Genomic DNA, 22,416 nt, shown 5'->3' on the forward strand with positions numbered 1-22,416 from the left:
CCTTGAATATAAGCAGGCATCGCGTCACATACCGTTTGAACGCCCGGGCGTACTGAGAAACGCATTTGCGTTTCTCAGTATCCCTATACCGTTTAGCTTCTGGTCAGCTTGATAAAGCGCATCAGGATCGTCGCGACTTCGGCGCGAGTGATGTTATTTTTGGGATTCAGCGCGCCGTTGTATCCGACAAGCAGACCGTTCTGTACAGCCCACTGTACCGCGTCCGAAGCCCAGCCGCTGACCCGGTTCGCATCCTTGAATCCGCTCAGGTCACGGCTTGCGGTCGGCGTACCGAAATAGCGATACAACATGGTAATGAGCTGTTCGCGGGTGACGTTCCCATTCGGTATGGAGCCGTCGGAAATGTCGTTTTCCTTAGCCCAGGCCTGCGCCCATGCATACCAACTCTCTCCGCCTTCTGTTGTCTGGCCGTCAAGCCGCGCCAGCACCGTCCAGGCCATCGCACGGGTCATCTCGGTATCGGGGGAGAAGGTCGTCCCCGTGACGCCGGTGAACAAACCTCTGCTAAGCACATAGTCAATGGCTTCCTTGCCCCAGTGACCAGCGGTGTCGGTCATTTTCGCGGGAGCGTCCGGCGCTGTGACAGGCGGTTCGGGCTTCTTTCCCGGGGTGGCCGGCTTGGTTGGCTCAACCGGTTCGGTTGGCTTGGTCTGCTCGACCGGTTCTGTCGGCTTGGTCGGCTTGGTCGGTTCGGTTGGCTTGGTCGGCTCGACCGGTTCGGTTGGCGTTGTCGACGTTGCCAGCCTGAGGGAGGCGTCCCTCCCATCGATGACCATAAAGTTGTCCAGATAAAATTCCGTGCCGGTTTCTGCAGCGCTCATGGAATAGGCCGCGAAATAGGCGATGACACTCTGCTGCTCCACAGCGGGCAGCTGAGCGGCCAGCTTGCCGTCCACATAGAGGGCCAGGCTGGCTGCGGACACGTCGAACCGCAGGGAGAAAGTGTGCCAGGCGTCCCGGGTAAGGGTCACCCCCGTGGGAGCCAGACTGCCGTCCGGCAGCCGCATGGAGAGCGCGCCCGCTTTGTCCACATCCATCTCGAACATCAACCCGGCGTTGTCGGGGAACGAGGGCAGGCTCTCCCAAAGTCCCAGCCGCAGCCCGCTGTCCGCGGAATGAAAGTTCAGCGAGAAGCGAACCTCACCCTTGTGCACACCCATAAAGTTCCGGGCGGCCATCGCATTGTCGATGGTGCTGGTATCGGATACGCGCAGGGCGCGCAATCCGGACGCAGCCCTCAGGTCGGACACGCCCACGCTGGGGCCGATCTCGTACCAGTAGTTGCCCTTGACGGAGGAGGGCTGTTCAAAGTCGTCGAACGCGCCGGTGTTCTCCGCCACCCAGCGGTCGAAGTCCTCCATCCGGAAGGCGAACCAGGCTCCGTTTGCGGCACTGCTGTAGATGGTGCCCCGCATCCAGATCATAACGTACAGGCTGCCGTCGGGCGCGATGCTGAAGTCGGGCTGCATCGCCTGCGGAGAGCCGAAGGGGACATTGAAAAGCATGCGCCCCGAAATCTCCTGGTAGCCCTGCCAGCTCTCGCCGCCGTCATCGGAATAGACCATGGTGATTGGCATACGCTGATACGTGTGGGAGCCGGTACCGTTGTGCCCCGCCCACATGAGATAGATGCGGCCGCTCTCGGCGCGATACAGGGCGGGCTGGGTTGCAGTTGCATAGAATGGAGACTGTCCGGGCTCCGTCCAGGTATCCCCATTGTCGTAGGAGGTGATCTCCCCCAGTCTGTTGATGCTCTCGTCCGCGCCCTGACGGTAATAGATCCGCAGTACGCCGGGGCGCAGCTCCACTACCGCGGCCTCGCTGAAGCCTGACTCAAAGCCTTCAAAATCCGATTTGACAATACCGGTGACATTCGTCCAGGTCTGTCCGCCGTCGGTAGAGCGCATCAGGCAGATGCCGCCCGCGCCATGGTCGGAGATCATCGGCGCCACGGGAACATAGATGCTCCCGTCCGACGCCAGGATCGGATTGGAGGTGGCCAGGTTGTAGGCATAGCCGGTGTCGATTTTGACCGGCTCGTTCCATTCGGTGACACCGTTCTTGGAAGTCATGGCGTAAACCTGGAAATTGGTCAGCTCGGCGTTCGTATAGTGACCGTAGCCGCCGTCCTTTTCAAACCACGTATAGGTCAGCATCACCTCGCCGTTCGGGAGGGCTAGCAGGCCGTCCATCGCGTCATTGCCGTTAAAGGTGACCCGTTGATACGCCCCGAAGGTCTGACCGTTATTCTCCGAGAAGGCCACCTGCACCTCGCGGGGTGCACCCTCGGTGTGCCAGCCGTGGTTGGCAATCATCATCCGCCCGTCGGCCAGCATCGCGGCCTTGCTGTCCCCCATGCCGAAGTTGGCGAAACTGATGGTTCTGCCGCCGAAGTCCACCTGCAGGGTCTGCATGCCATCGCTGACGCTCTGGGCCAGCGGATTGCCGAAGTAGAAAACAATCTGTGCGCCGGTCGCCGGGATGGCGGACAGCCTTACAAAGAAGCCCTTCCCGTCGTCGTAGCAGGGCAGGAGCCGTCCGGTTGTGTCGGCAAAACGCACGTCGGCGAGATCCGCCCGGAGCTTGCCCTGGGATATTAGAGCCGGAATCCCCAACTCCTCGTAGCTAAGATAGGCAAGGCCGGTATCCATAGCGCCGTTGTCGCTTTGCAGGTAGATGTCCTTATAGTCGCTCCACTGTCCCTGACCATAAGGGAATACATTGGTCTGGCTCGTCTTCGAGAACAGCGGCATCCGGTACACCTCCATCATCCGCTGCAGGTTGGAGCCGGTGAAGGTGGCGAAAAAATCAAACGCCTTCATGCCGGGGATGGCCGCATTGGTTTCGAAATGGGTCTGGTGCACCTTAACATAGCGAGCCGTTCCCTCGAAATTGTACAGATGGTACTCGTTGCCACTCCGGCGGAGGGCGAAATCCTTCACCCTTTCATAGTGAATGTTGTCGTCGCTGAGCCAGACGCTCAGATCCTGCGCGGCCAGCCGGTTCTCTCCATCCAGATCGAAGAGCTTGATGTAGTTAACCGAACGGCTCTCTCCCAGATCGGCCACGAGGCTGCGCAGATTCCAGTCGAAGGCGAAGGCCTCATCGCTGCCGAAGCGCTCCCCGGTTCCTGAGGCCGGGAGGCGGTCGTTTTCCGCGTAACCGATCATGGCCGCATGGCGGTACATGGTATCCACCATGCTCTTCTCGGTGAGGGTGAAGGCCAGTATGTCTGTATCCGGGTCGGCCAGCAGGAAGCTGTCGCCGGTGGGACCTGTGTACTGGAGCTTGATGTAGGGCGATGTCAGCCTGTTTACGTCAAAATTCAGCTGGGTTTTGCCGTTTGCGGACGCGACGGATACGCTAAAGAATGTCACGGGCCGGAAGCTCAGATTGTCGTCGCTGACCCAGACGCGATAGTCGGAGGCCGAGGCAGAGACAGGCACGCCCTCACCCGCTCCCAATAGCAGGATGCGGGATATCGGCTCACCGCCGCTGTTGGAAAGTCCCAGCGAGAGATTCTGACGGTCGAAGATCAGCCGGCTCCGCTTGATGGGATCTTCCCCCAGCGGCGCTTCGTTTTGCGCCAGCAGCTTCGCGGTCGGGGTCACAGGGACGGTGTAGTCCTCGGGAATCACATCGTACACGGCCATGTTGTCCGGCAGGGGAAGTGCCTTGAAGTGATTTTTCCCCGCAGGCAGAGCCTCCAGCTCTCCCAGAGAATATTTGGTGTAGATCATCAGATGGCTGGCGCTGATGCTGGGAAAATCCAGTGTAAACCGGTGGATGTCTCCCTCCAACGTTTCCGGGGTTACGGTGAGGCTGGAGCGATTCACAGGTGTGAAATTCTTGCCGTCAGTGGAAGTGGAGACATAGAAATCGTCGGCAGTTAGGCGGGTATCGGCGGCCTGTGCCGCGGTCAGTACCACGCGGCTGAACGTCTTGGTGCCGCTGTTCCACCAGAGCATGGCGCTTTGGCGCAAGGAAGCATCGTCCAGATCGTAAGCATCTTTAACCCGGTAGGCCCATCCGATGGATACACCGTTTGCCAAAGCGGTGGCGAACATCGCTTCGGGCGTCGTCTCCGCCGTAATCTCGGTCCAAATCTGTCCGGCGGGCTTTGAAAGTCCCGTCGGCAGCAGCCCCGAAGACTGCACGAAACCACCGCGGGCGTCGGGATTCCGCGGAATGACACGAGATACGCCGGGCAGGGCGTACGGGTCGGTGTTCACCGTAGCGCTTCCGGTCAGCCGGTCGAAATAAGCCCCGTCCGCTGCCTGCACCAGCAGATAGCGGGTCAGCATCGTCCCCTCGGGCAAGGTGAAGAGGTGGACGCCCTCCCCCGCCGTCACCGTCCAGCCGGTGAGTGGCAGGAAATCTCCTGTGGTCTGGTCATAATAGGAGATCGCGAAATCCATGTCATCCGGCGCGGCCCCGTCAGAGACGGGCAGCGTAAAGGAGCGGGGGCAGACAGTCTCCCCCATGTCCAGCAGCAGACGGTTCTGCGGCTGCTCCGACAGCGGCTCCCCGGTGCGGCCCGTGACGGCAGTGGGCGGCGCGTAGAACACCCCGTCCGTCGGAACGGTCAGCCCGGCTTTGAAGGAGCTGGCGTCCGACTTCACCGGAAAATAGTCGCTGCCGATGGGCACGCCGTTCTTGGCGTAGACGTTATATACCAGGATGGTGCTGGCCTGTATCTCCGGGAAGCGCAGCAGAAAGGCGGGCATGCCGTTCTCCGTCACCGTCTCGCCGTCGATCTGCGAGGGATCAATGACCGTAAAATTGCGCATGTCGGTGGAGTAGGAAATCCGCCAGTCCGCCGTCGTCAGCCGGGAGGGCAGGGTTCGGGTGCCGATGATGGTGACGTTGTTCACCGGCAGCTCGGAGGGGAGCTTGATGGCCGTGCTAATGTTCCTGTCGTCAGCCGCGTAGGATTCCCCGAGGTTGTCCCAGCGGTACAGGTAGTTGAAGTTGTTGTTGAGATTGTCCAGATACCACGGGATAAAATCCTCCACGGACAGCTCGTTGCGCTTGTCCAGCGCGGCCTGTCCGTATTCACCCTTAAAACGGCCGTCGAAATACGCGACGGAAATGGAGCCGTTGTGGATATTACGCCGGAAAGGGTCAGAGCCCGCCAGTCCGAAGGGGTCGTAGGCGGCCTGTATGTCCTGCCGGGGATTGAGAATCCGGAAAGTCCCGCCCCCCGTCCCCCCTATGTAGGAGAGTTTGAAATAGCGGCCGACGAGGGTGGCAGGGACACCCGCATCCGAGAGAACCGTGACGCGCAGCGTCCGGCGGCCGGCCGTGACCTCCTGCTCCGTCGTGAAACGCTCCTGCCGCGTGTACAGCTTCCCGTCGTCGCTCACGTAGAGCGCAAGGCTGGCCCCGTCGACCGGCGCTGCCTCGTCGCTTGCCCGCAGCAGCAGTGACTTAACGGCCATGGGCCCGCCCATATCCAGGGTGAGGCTGGCGCCAGGCACATCAAGGGCGGTGAAGGCCCCCGCTCCCAGTTGGGAAAAGCCGCCCGCTCCCCCCGCATCGTCTTCCAGGAAATCCGTGGTCACCGGGACGGAAGCGGCGGTCGTCCGCGCAAAGTCCTCCCCCGTGACGGCATAATTGCCGAAGGCTCGCACGTCCCGGCCCAAATTCGATAGCACAAAGGCGGCGGGGGTATAGCTCTTTGTCTGCCGGACGATCAGATACCGGGCAGCGGCGTTGTGCTTGAAGGTGAACACATGCACCGTCCGGCCGTCACGCGTCTCGGCACGGAAGCTGTAGTCCTGCGGAGAGAGCCGGGCGGTCTGGGTCCGCTTCTCCGGGACGGCGGAGCCGAAGTAATGCTTACCGAAGTTCTCGGTGCCCAGCCAGATCTCGTAGTCCTCCCCGGTCAGACGGCTGCCGGCGGAAGCCGCCGTCAACTCCAATCGGCGGACATTGGCGGCCACACCGAAGTCCAGGGAAAGAGTGCCGGGCTGTGCGTCCAGCGTATAGCTGGATGCCTGGTTGGCGATCTGCGCCTCGGGGAAGATGGCGCTCTGGGTCTCGGGATTGCCGGTGGTAGCGTAGGCCCCCACCAGCTTGTGCAGCTCCGTCTCCTCGAGACGGACAGCTGCCATGGCCGTCGGCAGAAAGGGAAGGCACATGGCGGTGATGAGAAGCAGAGACAGGAGTCTCCTCGTCATCGTTTTCATTTTAATTCCTCCTTTTATTTTTTGAATGCGCTTACAGGTTCCAGCTTATCATCGCCGCAGACCTTTGTTAATGCGCGCGATTTGCGCGATAAACTTATCGTCTGCGGCCGTTTTTTCGTTGATATACCGCGGTTTTTCATGCATCGGACTGCCGGCTCGGCCGGGTGTAAATCGTCTATTTTTTACGCATATACTTTTTCCGGAATTGACCCGGCGTCATCTTTTTATACCGCTTGAACGTCCGGATAAACACATTCGCATCAGAGTCCCCACCAAGGGTTGTATTTATCCAATTTCAAACCATTGAGCCGCAGCATCCGTGTATATCGCATATACTCTGATCCATTGGGCTTCATATTCATAAGCTTGTCAGGGGAGCCTAGCCGCGAAATTACGGGTCGGAAATTCTGTCTATTCATATAACTATTGCAGTCCCATATGGCTACTCCGGATAGCCCCTTATCATATGCTTCGAGTGCTTTGCGCCGCGTATCATCGGGTCCGTCACGTCGCGGGATGAGATCTGCACAACTAATAATCCCATAAGTCTGAGCCAAACTTGCATAAAAATCCAGATCGACAGTACCAAATTCATTATATTTAAAATCATCAGGTGTACGCATAATGGATGGATAACCGACAGCGATATCAATCACCTTACGTTTGGCAAGATCTTCTAGATCCAATGCAAAAAACAAGTTTGTACGCCGGTCTGCAAGTGCAGAAATCGAGAGAAAAGGACGATCTTTTCGTCCCATTTCGAGTGCCGTATCATCAATCACTTTCCGAACGCGCTCAATAAAGATACGACTAAAATAATTGGCCCTAAATTGGATAAAAACAGGATCCTCTTCGTCCAAAGAGAAGGGGTTCATTCCTGTCTCCTTGACAAAAGCATCAACCAGGGGCTGTTCATATAGCAGGTTAGGGACGCCGCGACAGAACAACATATGCACACCATCTGCACCAGACAATATCATGCTTCTAAATAAGTTAACCACTGTATCACATACTTCGGAGTAAGCATAGCTCAGCCTTCCTATTTGTTCGCCATTATAATCCACGCAACGAAGATCGGGACGATCAGCAAATAAGGGAGAGTTAAATCCGATATCCCAAGGTGGTTGTGCACCGAAAGGGTTCATACGGTATGAAAAGCCGATTTTCAAACCTAATTCATGTGCATATGCTGCTACTTCCTTGTAGAAGTTCTCACCCCGGTCTTTAAACCCTTCGATCGAATTAAAAAAGTTTTGATCGCCAAACCCGGCATAGCATTCATAGTCCCGCATGCTCCAAAACATATCCTGATTGGTTTGCGAATTTTCCAAATCCAAATAATATTCCAACATCACATGAGTGAAATCTTTGTGGGCAAACGGCTCAATCTCGCTAGCCATACCCGCTGAACTTTGCGGATTGTTGTAACATAAGGCGGAATGACAGTCATGCAAGGCGATAACCGTCTTCCCGTGTGCTGCCCGTTGACATACATCACGAATCTCTTCCCCATCTAAAGGTACAAATTTAAAATAAGCTATCTGTGAAAGTGAGGGAGTACCTTCTTCAGGATGCTTGATAAAAATGTCTTGATCCGTCATATCTGCACACTTCCATTCGCTTTCCAGCACATACGGGGCAGAAGCGAAATCACCATGAAATGTATGGCTTAACGTTTCACCATATCTTTCATCAGTCAGACGAAAGATCGTTCGTGACAGTGTCCCTTCAGTAGATACGGTGTTGAGAAGACCAATATATATGTTGTACCAACCGTTTAATTTAACTTTTAGCTGCAGTTCTGGCAAGGTCATCGTTCCATGCCCCCAAAGCATCACTCCATCAAATTCCTCGGTAGTATACTCAGCTGCTTGCCACGCCTCGGCTTTCACACGATAACTTATGCCGCTCTCAGGAATGACTTGCGTCATATCCGAGAAGATCACCGTTTCTCTAGAATCGTGTCCCATATTTGTGAAATCCCCCTCCACTAGCTTAGCTTCTTAGCTTCATATCACTTTATACTATCGATCGTATCGCATAGTTGATTGTAACCATTTATGAAGAAACTCATGTCGCTTCCGCTCCAAATCAAATTCATACCCTGACCCCGCCAGTGTCGAATATTGGCTTCTTCTCCCAAAAACATACCGCAGGAAACTTTTCTTTCATCACAAATTCGTATTACATTCTGAACGGCTTCGAGAAACTGGGGATGATCGAATTCTCCAGGAATACCAAGGGAAACGGACAGGTCAAAAGGTCCAACGATGACTCCAGCAACTTCCCCTGTTGCCAGCATTTTATCCAATTCAGGAATCGCTTTTTCCCGTTCAATCTGAATCAGAATTAGTTTTTCCTTGTTGTAATTAGCCAGTTTGGCAGTGAGATCACCTACGGAGAAATCATAGCCGCCTACCCCCTTCTGCCCTACAGGGGGCAGTCTAACCATATTGATCACCTGTTCTAGCTGTTCGAACCGTTCAATGCGCGGAATAAGAACACCGGTTGCACCCATGTCTAGAAATAACGAAATTTGATGATAAGCAATGTCCGTGACTCGAACAACTGAGGGCAGATCAAGCATCTTGCACATTCGTAACAATCCCTCTAAATCTCGCCAATCGTAATGGCTATGTTCCATCTCGAACAAGACAAAATCTAGGTTTCGCTTCTTCAATACCGGAATAATTCCTGTCCATGTCGTATGAGAGATCATGGTAGTAAACACTTTTTCCCTACGATTCAGCTTAGCCGCCAAGTCAATTCCTGCCACTCTCGACCACCCTTCCCGTTTTCTTAGTAGAAAAGCATACTATTAATTTAGGCATGTGAAACCAAGTGAGAACAAACGATTAGCGTTGTCATGCAATAATTTCCCTGCTATTGACACCGCCTGTTCTTCTGTAAGGAGACGATTTTCAATTTTTTGAATCAATACTTTAGCGATCAAATCCTTGACATACATAGTGCCGCCATACAAGGTTTCCAAATGAAAAACATCGCAGCCAAATGTAATTTTATTGGACGGCACCATATCCAAACATACGCTGAGCCACTGCGCAGCCGCCTCGTAAGAAATTATCGTCAAATAACTCATGTTGATAAATACGTTAGGTGTGTTGGCTGCTATTACCGACATTTCTCCAAGATGCGGATACCCGCCATGCATGAATTCAAAGTTGACATTGGGAAAGCGTTTTAGAGTCCCTTCCATGTAGATGGGGTTGAGATCCTGCAATGACAGCTCTCCCCAGCGCATCCCAGTATGAAACTGGACAGGAATCTGGTGTTTTTCAGCGAGTTCCAATATTCGATAAGAAATGTAATTGCTCAACTGTTTCTTTTCTTCCTCTGTTCGTTCTTTCTTGAATGCTTTGCGAGCCGTTTCTTTATCGATCTCATCGTAATCTAACCGGCGGAAGTAGGCTTCACTAAATTTAAATCCTTTGACGCTGTACTTTGTAACAAAGAAATCAGCTAGTTTCTCCAAAAATATTTCGTATTCTTCCAAAGAGTTGTAGGAAACGTTAACGAGTTGAGCGTACTTTTCCGTGACTGCTGCAAAAGGATCCATGGCATATGAATCGAAAGTAGCAATTCGCGTAAAACAGCGCTGATCAGATGCCAAATCTGCTTGCGATAATTGCTGCAAATAACCTCCGTAGTAATAAGCACCTGCGTCAGTCCCCATATTCAATAGGGAAGTACGGATTTGCAATCGGTCAAACACCTCGACCATCCATTCATAGCGGTTTTCATAAGCCTTCTGCATCCTATTCTCTAACGAATCCCAGTTATTTTCATTCAGTTTTCGTACATCAAAGCCGTAGAGCTCCTCCATACCTCGCGCCATCCAATTATAGGACACGGTATTTTCAATATTATGCATATAATGCAGCAAAGACTTCCGCGAAGCTATCGTTTCCATCCGTCCAGAGACGATATCATTGAGCAGGCTTGCGGGCATGCCTGACGATAACAAAGCGATACGATTTTCCGGTCCAGTAATCGTTTCGATCAGTAAAGAAATTGGGATACTCATATCCTGATTTCTTCCATGAGTCATAATATCCGGATGTATGATATGATCATGACTATCGATTACCGGTAACGACTCAATTATTAGTCTTAGTGAATCATAATGGCTGCTCACTTATCCATACCTCCTTATTCTAATAGCCTCCTACAAAGCGATGTCCACCCTGCTAATCCGAGGAGTACCGCAGTCATTGACAGCGCCAAGCACCAGCCGGTATTGCAACCAGCGTCCAGAACACGGTTGCTGGAGACTATCGCCGCTTTGTTCAAACCAGGTGCCCTCGCCATCAGGACCCATCCAGCTTGCGCTCTGCAGCGCTTCCTGCTGATCAGCGGTACGGAGCTGTGCCTTCACCCACGTTTTGTGCGGGATTTCACCGGTCCAGGCTATCCCAGTGACCACTTCGCCATCAGGAATCCGGATATACCGGGATTCATATATTTCCTCCGGCCCCCGATCCATCAGGTTGCCGATATCGGAATGGGTGATGCCATGTGGCCCAAGCGTCGGCAGACTCGTGCGGTTCCGTTCGGAGAAGCCCTCGGGTCCGTTCCACCAGACGTAGGACTGTCCCGGATGATTGCCATATGTTTTGTGATTCGTAACAGCCAGATCGATGTAGCCGTCCTCGTTGAAATCTGCCGCGAGCGCTCCCGAAGCGGAATGATGGAATAGACGGGTGCAGTTATCAGCCGAGTAATAACCGCCCTCCTTTCCCCAATATAAATAAGAGTTCAAATCACGCGTCCGCAGCCCATGATAGCAGGCGACGAAAATGTCCAGAATGCCATCATTATTAAAATCGGCAATCGTCATATCAACCGCAAAGTTTGCGGGCAGTTGCGTCCTGCGCGCATTGGAAAATCCTTCAGGTCCTCCCCAATAAATATACACAAAGGTCCGGTACGGATCCCCCGGATCGTCGCCGGTAGTCCCGCCGACAACAAGGTCCAGCCAGCCGTTCCCGTTCAGATCGGCCGCTCTTGACGATACGGTCGGCCCGGACAGAAGCGCGGTGAAGCGATCATTCGAATATCCATCCGGTCCGCCCCACAAGATAAGGGTCCGCCCTGAATTGCCGCAATCCGGCACGACTATATCCAGCCAGCCATTCCGGTTGAAGTCTCCAAGCGTCATATATCTTGGCTGTGTCATATGAAAGCCCGGAAATTCTAGTTTGATCCGCGTAGGCTCGGAAGCAAATCCGTCTTCACTGCCATAGAAAATAAGCAGTTCATCATTGTTATGGCCTACGGTCACAAGATCCAGATATCCGTCCTGGTTCAAGTCCGCCACACAGCCGCTCATATTGAAGCGCGTAGGAAGCTCAATCCTGCGATCTTCCGTATAGCCATCCGTACCGCCGTAGTAAATATAGGACCCTCTTTCCAGGTGCATGGCGTTCTCATTGCAGTTGGCGATAAAAATATCCGGATACCCGTTATCATTGAAATCGGCCATTTTCACTTCCGTAGCTGCCCAGCTAGGCAGCTCCGTACGGCGATCCGCCTTAAAGCCATCAGGCCCGCCGGTATAGAAATAAGTGGGGACATCCCCCAGAATCCGGTTGGACAAATGGTTGATAAACAACACCTGGGATCTGTCCTGTGCCGGAGCTCTCATAATAAAAACATCCATCGCACAATGCGTTGGCAATCGTACAGGCTCGGGATCAATTCCTCCCGCTGTGCCCTTATAAATCAGCGATTCGAAACTGTACATCCGCTCTGTTTTATCCTGACAAAAGACCACATCGCTGCAGCCGCTGCCACTTAGATCACCGAGCTTGACATCATTGACACTTGTTGTCGCCACCTTTGTACGGCGTTCATTGGAGTAGCCGGATTCTGAGCCCCAGTAAATCCACGAGAACTGTCCGCCGCTTTCATCCGCTTGTCTGGAGGCAATCACGATATCCTCATAGCCGTTGCCGTTAATGTCACCGACCGCCGCACTGATGCAGGAGCCACTCTCAAGCGCCAGCACGCATTTCAGCGTTCTATCCGCCCCACAAGAGAGGAACAAGGCCTTGTCTTCCTGGCCAAGAAAGAGATGCGGCCTGTTCTGCAGAGCCACGATTTTGAGACGCAGAGCCTCAGGCACCGCATATACAGTCAGCGTTCCTGCGCCGGCTCCGCTTGCGGCCTGATCGATGCCTGCTTCGATGCTTCCCGAACCCGTCAGCTCCGGATCAATCCGGGTATGGCGGTCCGCCTGTATGCCGTCAGGTCCACCCCAATACACCCGGACCGAATTGTCTTTGGAGCGAATAACAAGCTCCTCATACCCGTCTCCGTCCAGATCCTGCGCAGCAAGCGAATCAAGATCATGAGACAGCGGGATATCAACGAACCCGTTCGCCTTAAAGCCATGCTCATCCTGATAAAAAATGCGCAATTGCTCCCTGCTGATGAAGGCAATATCCTTCCGGCCATCGCCGTTGAAGTCGCCGATCTCCACATCTTTACAGGCTGGCGCCCACAGCTGCAGTCTGTATTTGGAGCTTAGTCCTTCTTCCGAGCCGTAATAAATCTGAGCGTAGACTTCGTTGGACACGCCATCGTATTGATTGGCAATGACCACATCGTCAAAGCCGTTATTCGTGAGATCGCCCACCGCAGCCGCATAAGCGCCATCAGTCGGCAGCTCAATCCGCTCCCCGTTTTCCAGCGGATTCACATACAGGTAGGCCGGAACCCGCGTTTCGTCATCATGGGAATTCACGAAGGGCAGATCGACGTAGCCGTCTCCGTTCATATCGAAATGATGGATACGCTGAATGATTCCCTGTTTTGATACATAGAGATTGTGGCCTGCATTGCCAAATGTGCCAAGCCTAAATTGGTCAAATCCGCTATCTGTTATTTTCCTGTTAAGCACTTCTGTCATTCCTTCCATAATGTCAATTTCTTATTCTTTAACAGACCCCACCATCATTCCCTTGACAAAATACTTTTGCAGTAAGGGATAGAGGCCAATGATTGGCAAAATAGAGAAAATAATGATGGCGTATTTCAATTGCTCCTGGTAGGAGGCCTTTTCCCCGTAGGACAAGCTTTGCATCTCATTGATCATTTTGCCTGATTCTCCGGACACAAGTATTTTCATTAAATACAGCTGCAGGGGATGCTTATCCGTATCCATGATGTAGATTAAGGCAGAGAAATAAGAGTTCCAGTAACTAACCGCCCCATATAAAGCAACAACAGCGATAATGGGCATAGACAGCGGGATAATGATTCTAATCAAGATGCCTATATGTCTACTGCCGTCGATTTTTGCTGATTCGATCAGGCTGGCGGGTATGGTTTTAAAGAAAGTTCTCGCAATAATGATATACCACGCGCTTACCGCTCCAGGAAGTACCAGAGACCACAGGGAATTAATGAGGCCCAGAGACTTAATCAACAAATAGGAAGGGATCATACCTCCGCTAAAAAACATCGTAAATGTGATCAAAACCATAAAAAATCGCTTAAATGGCATTTCATCTCTCGACAAGGGGTACGAGGCAAGCACCGTTGTTATAATGTTCAATAAGGTACCTACAACAACAATCCAGATCGTGTTGCCAAGCTTTCTCCATATTTCAGCACTCTGAAAAATCAGCTTATACGACTCAAGGCTGAATCCGACAGGGAACAGCTTGATCCTGCCCGAAACTACAGCTCCGGGATCACTAACAGACATGCTGAACACATAAAGAAAGGGGTAAAATGTTAGGATAATAGTAACTATGGCTATGAAATAAACGGCAATATCCATCCCTGCATCCGTACGTATTCGTTTGTTGATTACCATAAGCTTTCCGCTCCTGCTCTTTTGCTCATATGATTGAAAAACAACAGCAGCATAAAATTCAGAACTTGATTAAAAAGGCCGACTGCTGTAGCAAAGCTGTATTCTCCGCCCTGAATGCCAAGCCTGTAAACATACGTCGACACTACATCGGCGACCCCATAAGTCGTCGGATTGTACATCAAAACAATTTTCTCGAAACCGACATTTAAAATGCTGCCCAGGTTTAACAACAGAAGAATCATAATTGTAGTAAATATGCCCGGGATTGAAATGTATCTCATTTGCTGCACGCGGCTTGCACCATCGATCTTCGCAGCCTCATATAAGGTTGGATCAACGGCGGTCAATGCTGCCAGGAAAATAATCGCATTCCAGCCGAGATTCTGCCATAATCCCGAAAAAATGTACAAGGGCTTAAACCACTGCTCGCTGTTAAAAAAATTGATCGGCTCCATGCCGAGCTCTCTCAGTATCGTATTGACGATGCCGCTATCTACGCTTAGAAAATTATACATCATCCCTACAACAACAACTGTGGACATAAAATAGGGGAAATAGCTAATCGACTGTGTAATTCTCTTGAAGTACTTCCCTCTGATTTCATTGATGGCCAAGGCAAAGATAATGGGTAGAGGAAATTGAACCAGCAAAGATAATACGCTGATCACAAAGGTGTTTTTTAATGATCTCCAGAAATATGGAGAATGGAGAAATTGATCGAACCATTTCAAGCCGACCCAAGGACTGTTAAATATCGTAAGTCCGGGCTTCAGATCCTTAAACGCTATAATTAATCCATACATTGGAATGTAAGAAAATAGGATCAGAAGCAGTATCGCAGGAGCCAATAAGAAAAATAATTCACGCTCTCTATAAACTTCCTTGAACCGCATCGATAGCAATTTCATATGGGCTTCTCCCTGACTTCTCTTTAGTTTCATCTATGGAATACTGCTCTTCAGCAGCATTCCATAGATGTTTTCAAGCAGTGTTTATTTACTTCTGGCATCAACTTTCTGGTAAATTTCTACCATTTTGTCGATACCTTTGTCGTTTAACGTCTTAACGAAGCTGTCAAACTCATCAATCGGTTTGTTGCCAACTAATATTTTCGCTAATGTTTCACTAATATATGTTTCCAGCTGCGTGTGTATATCTTTGATCTGGCCCGATTCTTCAGAAGTAAAGCGGTATCTCTTTTCCGGATCCCGGATAACCCCGGCCTCTTCATATCTTTTTATCCCCTCTGTTATCCAGGGATGATCCTTTAGTTGTATTTCCGAAATTTTCTCATGTGCCGAAGGATCAATAATTTTGGGAAGTACAGGCTGTACCCCCAGGGAAAGAAGCACATCACTTGGAGTTAGGCCTTCCGGATTGTTCAATACAAAATCAGTAGATTGCTTGACACCCCCCTCTTCTTCATAAGACATCCCCTTAATTCCCCAATTGACTAAGCTCGATCCCTCAGGATCGGCAAAAATATAGTCTATAAACCGGGTGGCAGCTTCAACGTTTTTGCTGTTTTTGGAGACAAAGAACTCCCCGTCTAATCCGCTGTAGGAGCGCATTCCCCGGTCGCCCCGAGGTCCCTTAAGCGGCAGCATTACGGTCCACTTGGCATCGAGGCCGGGATTGGCTTCTTTAATCTTGTTCAGATAGTCGGGACCGAGAGCATCAAAAATAACCCCTGTTCTATTATCCGTAATTAGCTTCTGATAGCCTTCCGCCGACACATTCAGAATGTCCTGATTCATTAATTTTTCTGTGTACAGCTTGCTTGCAAAGGCCATTGTTTCCTTGAATTCCGGTCTTGTCAAATAAGTGTAAAATTGACCATTCTCGTCTTGGCCGAGATAATCCCATGGTTGTGCGGTATTAATCCCATAAGCATGCATCAAATAAAACCAGACGTAATTCACATAGTTAAAGGCTGCGGGTACTTCGTCTTTCTTCTTATTTCCGTTCGGATCTAGATCCCGGAACGCTTTTAGCACTTCATAGAATTCGTCCATCGTTTCCGGTACCTTCAAATTCAGCGTATCCAGCCAGTCCTGCCTGATTAACCAGCCCATTTTGGGAGGCTGATTGACAGAGGGCAGGAAATAGACCTTCCCGTCAGGCGAGGTGACAGCCGCTTTCAGAACCGGATTGCTTTCAATCGCTTTTTTCGTATTCGGCATGGTGGTGTCAAAATAATCACTCAAGGCCACCACCGCCCCATTTTTCCCAAGCTCCTCCGGGCTTTGCTGCCAGGTCGCGAAGATGTCCGGCATGTCGGCTCCCGCGGAAAGCTTGATTTTCAAAGCATCCTCAAAGCCTGCGGATGGCATCAGCTGCCACTTCAATTTGACATTCAAGTTTTTTTCAATTTCTTTAAATACGGGCAAATCCTGATCATAATTCTTTTTTACATAAGGACTGTCAATGGTAAAGATACTGATTTCTGCCGGCTCAGCGGACTGGCCTGCTGTAGGCTTTGTTGAACTCCCGGGACTGCTGCTTGCGTTATCGCCCGGATTTTTTGCCGTGCTGCAGCCTGCCAGCAGGATGAACATAGCTAGCATAAAGACAGAAAGCCTGATAATAGGTGTTCTTCTTGTCATCGGACATAACCCCTTTATTAAAGTTATTGGGATGGATCGAAAAATGGATCGAATCAGCATCAATCCGTTTTGAGAGCGCTCTCACGAATGATTGTATCACCCCCGTCTAACCTTTGTTAATGAGGGTAATTTGATAGGTGAAATCATCCCATTTCCTTGCTCCATCAAGGGAAAACTCCACTTGATCCGGAGCTGAATCGACTATTTTTTACTTATATACTTTTGCAAAAACAGCTTATTTGGATTACTTTTTCCTATATTGGCCTGGTGTTATCCCTTCATAACGCTTGAAAACTCGAATAAACACATTCTCATTGGTGAAGCCGGACATCGTGGAAATTTGACCGACTGAGTAAGAGCCTTCTTTCAGCAGATGCAGGGCGTAATCTATTCTTTTCCGGTTCACATAATCTTGTATGTCGATTCGCATGCTTTTGGAAATTACATAAGGTGAAGTGTTCAATTCCTCAGCTATGTAATTTAAAGTCAGCTTAGGCTTGCAGTAGTTAGCTTCGATAAATTGATAGACCTGATGCTCGATCGCATCGCCCTCTTCACTGTTTGGGCTATGGCCTATTTTCTCCAAAGCTTTGGCCGCATACAGATGAAGCTCCATGAGACTATAGTGCTGTTCTATATAGCTGATATCCAGCTTTGCATAACCGGGATCAAGAGCTGCCACCCCTCGTAGCATGGCTGCGCATAGTTCATAGTACAGACACTGCAATGCGAACAAGCTCAAGGCTTTATCCTGCACATCTTGCAACCGCTCCTGGACCAGAGTAGTTATCATTTCTGTAATCCCTGCAGCATCTCTCATCTTAAAGCCGTTCAACAGCTTGGCCTCAAATTCATGCGGGTAAGTCATAAATTCGGGATGCAAGGGTGGCAAACCAGACAATGTCTCGTATTCGATGACTTGGTGAATACCACTTGCAGCAGCAAAGCTCAGAGCATGCACAGACTGCCTGCAGGATAAATAAATATGATCCATAGTAGAGACAAGTGTCCCTACGCCTACATATAAGCCGATACCCTTTTCTTCCACGAAGCCCCTCTGGATCGCTTGCAAATCGCTAATAAGCTGAGCACGCTGCTCCTCTTTGCTTAAGCAGAGCAGTACAAGCTGCTTGCCTGTGTCCCCTGCCAGCTGATAAGTATGGATAGCATGGCTTTGGGCATATTCGGTCAAGGCCCAGCCTACTTGATCATTGCTTGATCCCGAAGTCCCCGCTGACGGGAAGGTCTCCGCAAACTCGGCTGTCAGCACAGACTCCTCAGCCGGCTCCTGCCTGATCTGATAGGCGATCACCAGAAAGCCCGCATGATGCTCCGGAAAAGAGTGCTCCTCCGTCATGAATTTAAAGTCTTGGCGTCCAATGGGCATACCGGTTAATAACCGGGACAGGCTGCTGTCTCTGTACATCCCCCTATGTAAAGCCAGCTTACCACTCAGCTTCGCTGTCCGTTCCCTCTCATTTTCCAAATATCTCCTTATCCGGGTGTACTCATCTGTCAGATGCAGCTCCGTCGCCTTTTCATCGGGATTTCGTTCAATAAAACGTAGAATTCTATTCACTGGCCTGTAGTTGCTAAAGGATAGACCAAAAGCCAACAGGAGCCCTGCGAAAATAAATAAAAGCATAACGATCACAAACGAACGTGTATATTCCTTTAAAAAGAAAATAGAGCTTTTCGGAAAAACCATCGTCATTTCCCAGGGGGCATCCTTGATCTTCTCGCTGAACACAAAGCTATTGCGGGGATCTGTGTCTTCCTTCGCGGGAAGTGCTGAGCTTCCGGCAATAATGGTATGGTTGGCACTGTCCCGAATAAAGGCATAGGTGTGCTTGTTCAAGTCCGTCGCAGGCAAAATCTCATCAAGCCAGCTGTTGTTAATAATAAAAAGCACCCCTGCCTGGATGACCGAGGTATCGGTTGTTAATGTTTTTATGAAGGTCATCGCCTTCGTATGGCGGTTGTTGACAACGACCTGTTCCGGCTCTAAATAATAAAAATGGTTCCACAGCGGCACATTGCTTAATATATCTTCAAAGCCGGCATAGTTTTGCTGATACAAGCTCTTCAAATAATCGGCTGAGGCTTCCATGCCCGAGATTTTGAGTACACGATCGGCGTTCCCCAAATAGAGGGACACATGCTCGATACTAGGATTCGTATAGCTGATTCCCTTAAGGTCGTTTACAATTTCAAAAATGTCCAAGCTGCTGTTATCCAGATCCTTCTCCAGAATCAGCTTTTGAACTCTTCTATCGCTCAATAAAAATACCGATGTATCATTCAGGCTTCTTAGCCTGCTCTCAATGGCCTCCTTAGCGTTGGTGATCATGCTTCGATACAGCCGCTCATTCTTCTTATCAATAATCTGCTTGGAATATAGGTAACTAAAAGAGCCAAACAACATCAGCACAGCTAAAAACATCAGGGTGAAAAAGAGAAAAAATTGAACGAACAGCTTGTTTTTGGCTATGGAGTAGCGTTGGAATGGTTTCATTTTCTGGCCTGCCTGTCCCCAAGAACTGGATTTCTTTTGTAATCACCAGGTGTTACGCCTTCATATTTTTTAAATACTTTAATAAATGTACTATCGTCGTTAAAGCCGCTGATTTCTCTGATCCTGGAGATGCTGCCTTCATTTTGCTTCAGCAGTGCTTTCGCATAATCAACCCGGAGTCTGCTTACATATTCCAGAAATCCAAACCCGGTTTCACTTTTCACCATTCTTGTAATCAGCGCAAAGGAAATATGAAATTGCTCCTTGACCATCTGCAGAGACATATCCGGGCTTGCAAATTGCTCATTGATAAAAGCAATGATCTCCTTCTTCGTATCTTTGCTGGAGATATCGGCGTTGCTGGCGCAAATTTCCTTATACAGCTGAAGGACATCCTCAATGCTTTCCGCACGGCTGAACCTTGACTTGTCCATGATGGAATTGTCCATTTGGCTGTCCTCCATATGTTTAAGCGCAATAGCAATTAGCTCGAAATAAAGCATTTGCCCGTTGACAGCATAAGTGGGCTGAGCATCACCGGAATCGCCAGACTGAGGAAGAAGTGACTGCATCATCCCCGCGATCTGCTCAAATTCCTTCATCTTGAGATGATGCAATAATTTCATCTTGATTGGCAGCGGCAGCGGCCTAGATGCCATTTCTGCTGCTGCTTCTGCTGCTTCTCCGGTTTCTGTGGTTTCTGGCGACTCCCCGCCAACATATTGAAGCTTGCTAAACAGCGTATTATTCCTTAAGGATATAAGGGCATGCTCAACTGACTGCGTAATAGCATTCATCGAATAACAAAGTCCGCTTATGCCAATAAAAATCCGGGTCTTGTATTTGCTTTCCAAATTACCTGTGTATTCGCTGAATTGTTGAATCCATTCACGATAGTATCCCTCTTGATCCGCAAGGCCTTGCGGCAGCCAGGCTAACAAAACGAGCTGACCTGAGTAATCATGTACAGCATTGAAAATGAGGGTCTTGGTTCTAATCCATCTTTGAACTTTGGCCATGATTTGACTAGCCACTCGTTCTTCTATATGCACAGAAGTGCGTATTACAAGAGTAAAGGCGGCTTCCCCGCCTGCCCATTTATGTTCAAAATCGTCCAGCACCTCTTCATATTTGAGCAGCTCTTCCTTCTTGATGATGCTGTATAGAAAGCTGTGCTTAATGCTTTGGTTGTACGGATGGATTTGTTTAATCAGAGCAGCCTGCTGTTCTTTCATCCCGACTATCCGGCTTTCAATTTCACCAAAGGCATTGCCGGAAATACGCTGTGGGGACTTGGCAGGGTCATAAGTGGGGATCATCGAATAATACAACTGCTGCAGCGGTTTGTAGCTGTAACGGGATAACAAATAAGCAATTGCCAGGCTTGCAAGCAAAATGATTGCGAAAAGCAGCATATAAGACTGGGAAAACCACAGTCCATTGAATGAAGAAGCAAGCGGCTGATTCACCAACACCACTTTCCAGGGAATGGAATTGATCTTGGCGACGTAGTAATCATACCCATCCGCTCCGTGTTGTCCGGAACCTCCTTGTTCTTCAAGGGATGTATAAGGCAGTATGGGAGTAGCCCCGCTGTAATTGCCAGTGCTTGCTACAATTTGGTTATTCTCATCCAGGATGAGACCATAGGTTTGCCCGTCCGTGCTCAGTGCATCCAGGGCATTCGTGAAAATGTCTCTGCTCATAACAGCAAAAATCATGCCTTGAACATTGGAGTCGTTCGCAGGAATCGTTTTGTAGAAAGTAGTGCCTGTAAAGGCTTTTCCGTTAAAGAAACCGCTATCATAAGGCAGGATGTTAAAATTTTGATAGGAGCTGGCCAAGCCGTACCAATTATTTTTATCAAACCCGGTTATTTTCAGTATTTGTTTAAAATATTCGTCTGCCGGATAGGTGGAGAAATTATCAATAACAAAATCCTCCTGTTTATAAAAAACCCCGGCTAGTTGAAGTCCCTTCACCATATTTTTATAATGGAAGAGCTCATTGATCGCTTCGTAGGCAGCAAATGATTGCAGGCGCTCTTTCTGCAAGCCGTCTTCACCAGTTCCGCTTCCCTCAGTGAGCTGCTGCTCAAATCTAAAGCTCTCAAGCCTGTTATTGTTGGCCATTTGCAGAAATAGATTTCTGACATTGCCGACTGTAGTTTCTATGATATCCTTCACTACGATCAGATTGGATTCGTAATAAGCCTTATCTTGTTCGTTCGAGATATGTGAAGTTCTGGCCAAATTAATAACTACAATGGATGACGCTATGAGAATAATCAAAAAGTAAGAAATGTAGGTGTACAAGAACCTGTTCAACATATTCCCCCCACCGGCAAAGAGCCAAAGCACTAATTGAAATTTAGAGTTATTATACCATATCCTGCAAATACGTGGAATCATAAAACAAATAGCCGGCACCTCTTCAGGCACCAGCTAATTGTATTCTTATTCTGCATATTGAAGCAGTATCGCGAAAGCTATATAACGGAATACAGCCTGTTAACCGCCTGCAGGCTTACTATTTCGGAGTAATGGTGAACTTCAGACTGCTGCTGCGTATTGGCATAGACCGTTGTAGGACGTTCAATCACAAAATCAGTAAAATGATCCACATTAAATGCTGCATATGCCAAGCTTAGCGAATCGACCAGCCGGTCGTAGCGAACCGAAATATCAGGGAACAGCAGCGGGCCGGTGTCCGTCTGATATAAATCCTTGCTGTCATGAATATTCATCGTTTTCACTGGATATTCGATGATGGCTCTCAGCTGCAGAGCAGGATTATATAGTTCGGTCTGCGCAACCAGCGGCAGACCTTCATTCGTAGCACGGCGTATTTCCGCGTTGGTCAACAAGAGCTGGCAAAATTGCGGCTGCTTGATCTTATAGTTGGGCCCGTCCCACATTTTGTCTACCTTCTGAACCGATCTGTAATTATCGTTTAAATACGCCTTGCGCCGGAATATGACCCCGTACTCAGGGCCGAAGATTGGCGTGAAATCATAATTGTCCTGATAAAATAAATCCTTCTCGGCAAACGTATCTTCACTTTTACAAGAAGCACACTGGTAATAATCCTCCACGTTCCCGGTCGCCTCATCGATCAGACGCACCCTGGATTCTATCCACAGCCGAACTGAATTCTCTGTCCATTTCCCCGCAATAAACGATAAGCCATAATGTATGGGCAGCATTTCATTCTTAGTATCAGTCATAAGATCTCTTATCC

11 protein-coding genes are annotated in these 22,416 nt (G+C 49.8%); all 11 read right to left on the minus strand.

What is annotated here, in order from left to right:
* Nucleotides 1-92: 92 nt before the first annotated feature.
* Nucleotides 93-6,212, minus strand: a complete 6,120-nt coding sequence (locus tag J2Z66_RS00755; protein WP_209968627.1) for an S-layer homology domain-containing protein — start codon at nt 6,210-6,212, stop codon at nt 93-95.
* 260 nt (nt 6,213-6,472) lie between these two features.
* The gene (locus J2Z66_RS00760) at nt 6,473-8,182 is read right to left on the minus strand and encodes a hypothetical protein (RefSeq protein ID WP_209968630.1); all 1,710 of its coding nucleotides are present in this window, start codon (nt 8,180-8,182) and stop codon (nt 6,473-6,475) included.
* 44 nt (nt 8,183-8,226) lie between these two features.
* Nucleotides 8,227-8,988 (minus strand): HpcH/HpaI aldolase family protein, encoded by a 762-nt coding sequence (locus tag J2Z66_RS00765; protein ID WP_209968632.1) that lies wholly within the window; start codon nt 8,986-8,988, stop codon nt 8,227-8,229.
* A gap of 42 nt (nt 8,989-9,030) precedes the next feature.
* Nucleotides 9,031-10,368, minus strand: coding sequence for an amidohydrolase family protein (locus J2Z66_RS43710; RefSeq protein ID WP_209968635.1), 1,338 nt, complete (start codon nt 10,366-10,368; stop codon nt 9,031-9,033).
* 30 nt (nt 10,369-10,398) lie between these two features.
* Nucleotides 10,399-13,152 carry an FG-GAP-like repeat-containing protein gene (locus J2Z66_RS00775; protein ID WP_209968637.1) on the minus strand — a complete coding sequence of 918 codons (2,754 nt, stop codon included), beginning with the start codon at nt 13,150-13,152 and terminating at the stop codon, nt 10,399-10,401.
* 12 nt (nt 13,153-13,164) lie between these two features.
* The gene (locus J2Z66_RS00780; RefSeq protein WP_245375181.1) at nt 13,165-14,055 is read right to left on the minus strand and encodes a carbohydrate ABC transporter permease; all 891 of its coding nucleotides are present in this window, start codon (nt 14,053-14,055) and stop codon (nt 13,165-13,167) included.
* Nucleotides 14,049-14,963 carry an ABC transporter permease gene (locus J2Z66_RS00785; protein ID WP_245375182.1) on the minus strand — a complete coding sequence of 305 codons (915 nt, stop codon included), beginning with the start codon at nt 14,961-14,963 and terminating at the stop codon, nt 14,049-14,051. The genes J2Z66_RS00780 and J2Z66_RS00785 overlap by 7 nt, the downstream gene beginning before the upstream one ends.
* Nucleotides 14,964-15,047: 84 nt before the next feature.
* Entirely contained in the window at nt 15,048-16,661 is a 1,614-nt protein-coding gene (locus J2Z66_RS00790; RefSeq protein ID WP_209968640.1) for an extracellular solute-binding protein, read from the minus strand.
* A gap of 244 nt (nt 16,662-16,905) precedes the next feature.
* Complete coding sequence (locus J2Z66_RS00795) at nt 16,906-19,176, minus strand: helix-turn-helix transcriptional regulator (protein ID WP_209968643.1); 2,271 nt, start codon at nt 19,174-19,176, stop codon at nt 16,906-16,908.
* Nucleotides 19,173-21,506 carry an AraC family transcriptional regulator gene (locus tag J2Z66_RS00800; RefSeq protein WP_209968646.1) on the minus strand — a complete coding sequence of 778 codons (2,334 nt, stop codon included), beginning with the start codon at nt 21,504-21,506 and terminating at the stop codon, nt 19,173-19,175. Before J2Z66_RS00800 ends, J2Z66_RS00795 begins: the two co-directional genes overlap by 4 nt.
* Before the next feature lie 158 nt (nt 21,507-21,664).
* Nucleotides 21,665-22,402 (minus strand): hypothetical protein, encoded by a 738-nt coding sequence (locus tag J2Z66_RS00805; protein WP_209968649.1) that lies wholly within the window; start codon nt 22,400-22,402, stop codon nt 21,665-21,667.
* Nucleotides 22,403-22,416 lie beyond the last annotated feature (14 nt).

Source organism: Paenibacillus eucommiae (genome assembly GCF_017874215.1).
GTDB lineage: Bacteria > Bacillota > Bacilli > Paenibacillales > NBRC-103111 > Paenibacillus_AI > Paenibacillus_AI eucommiae.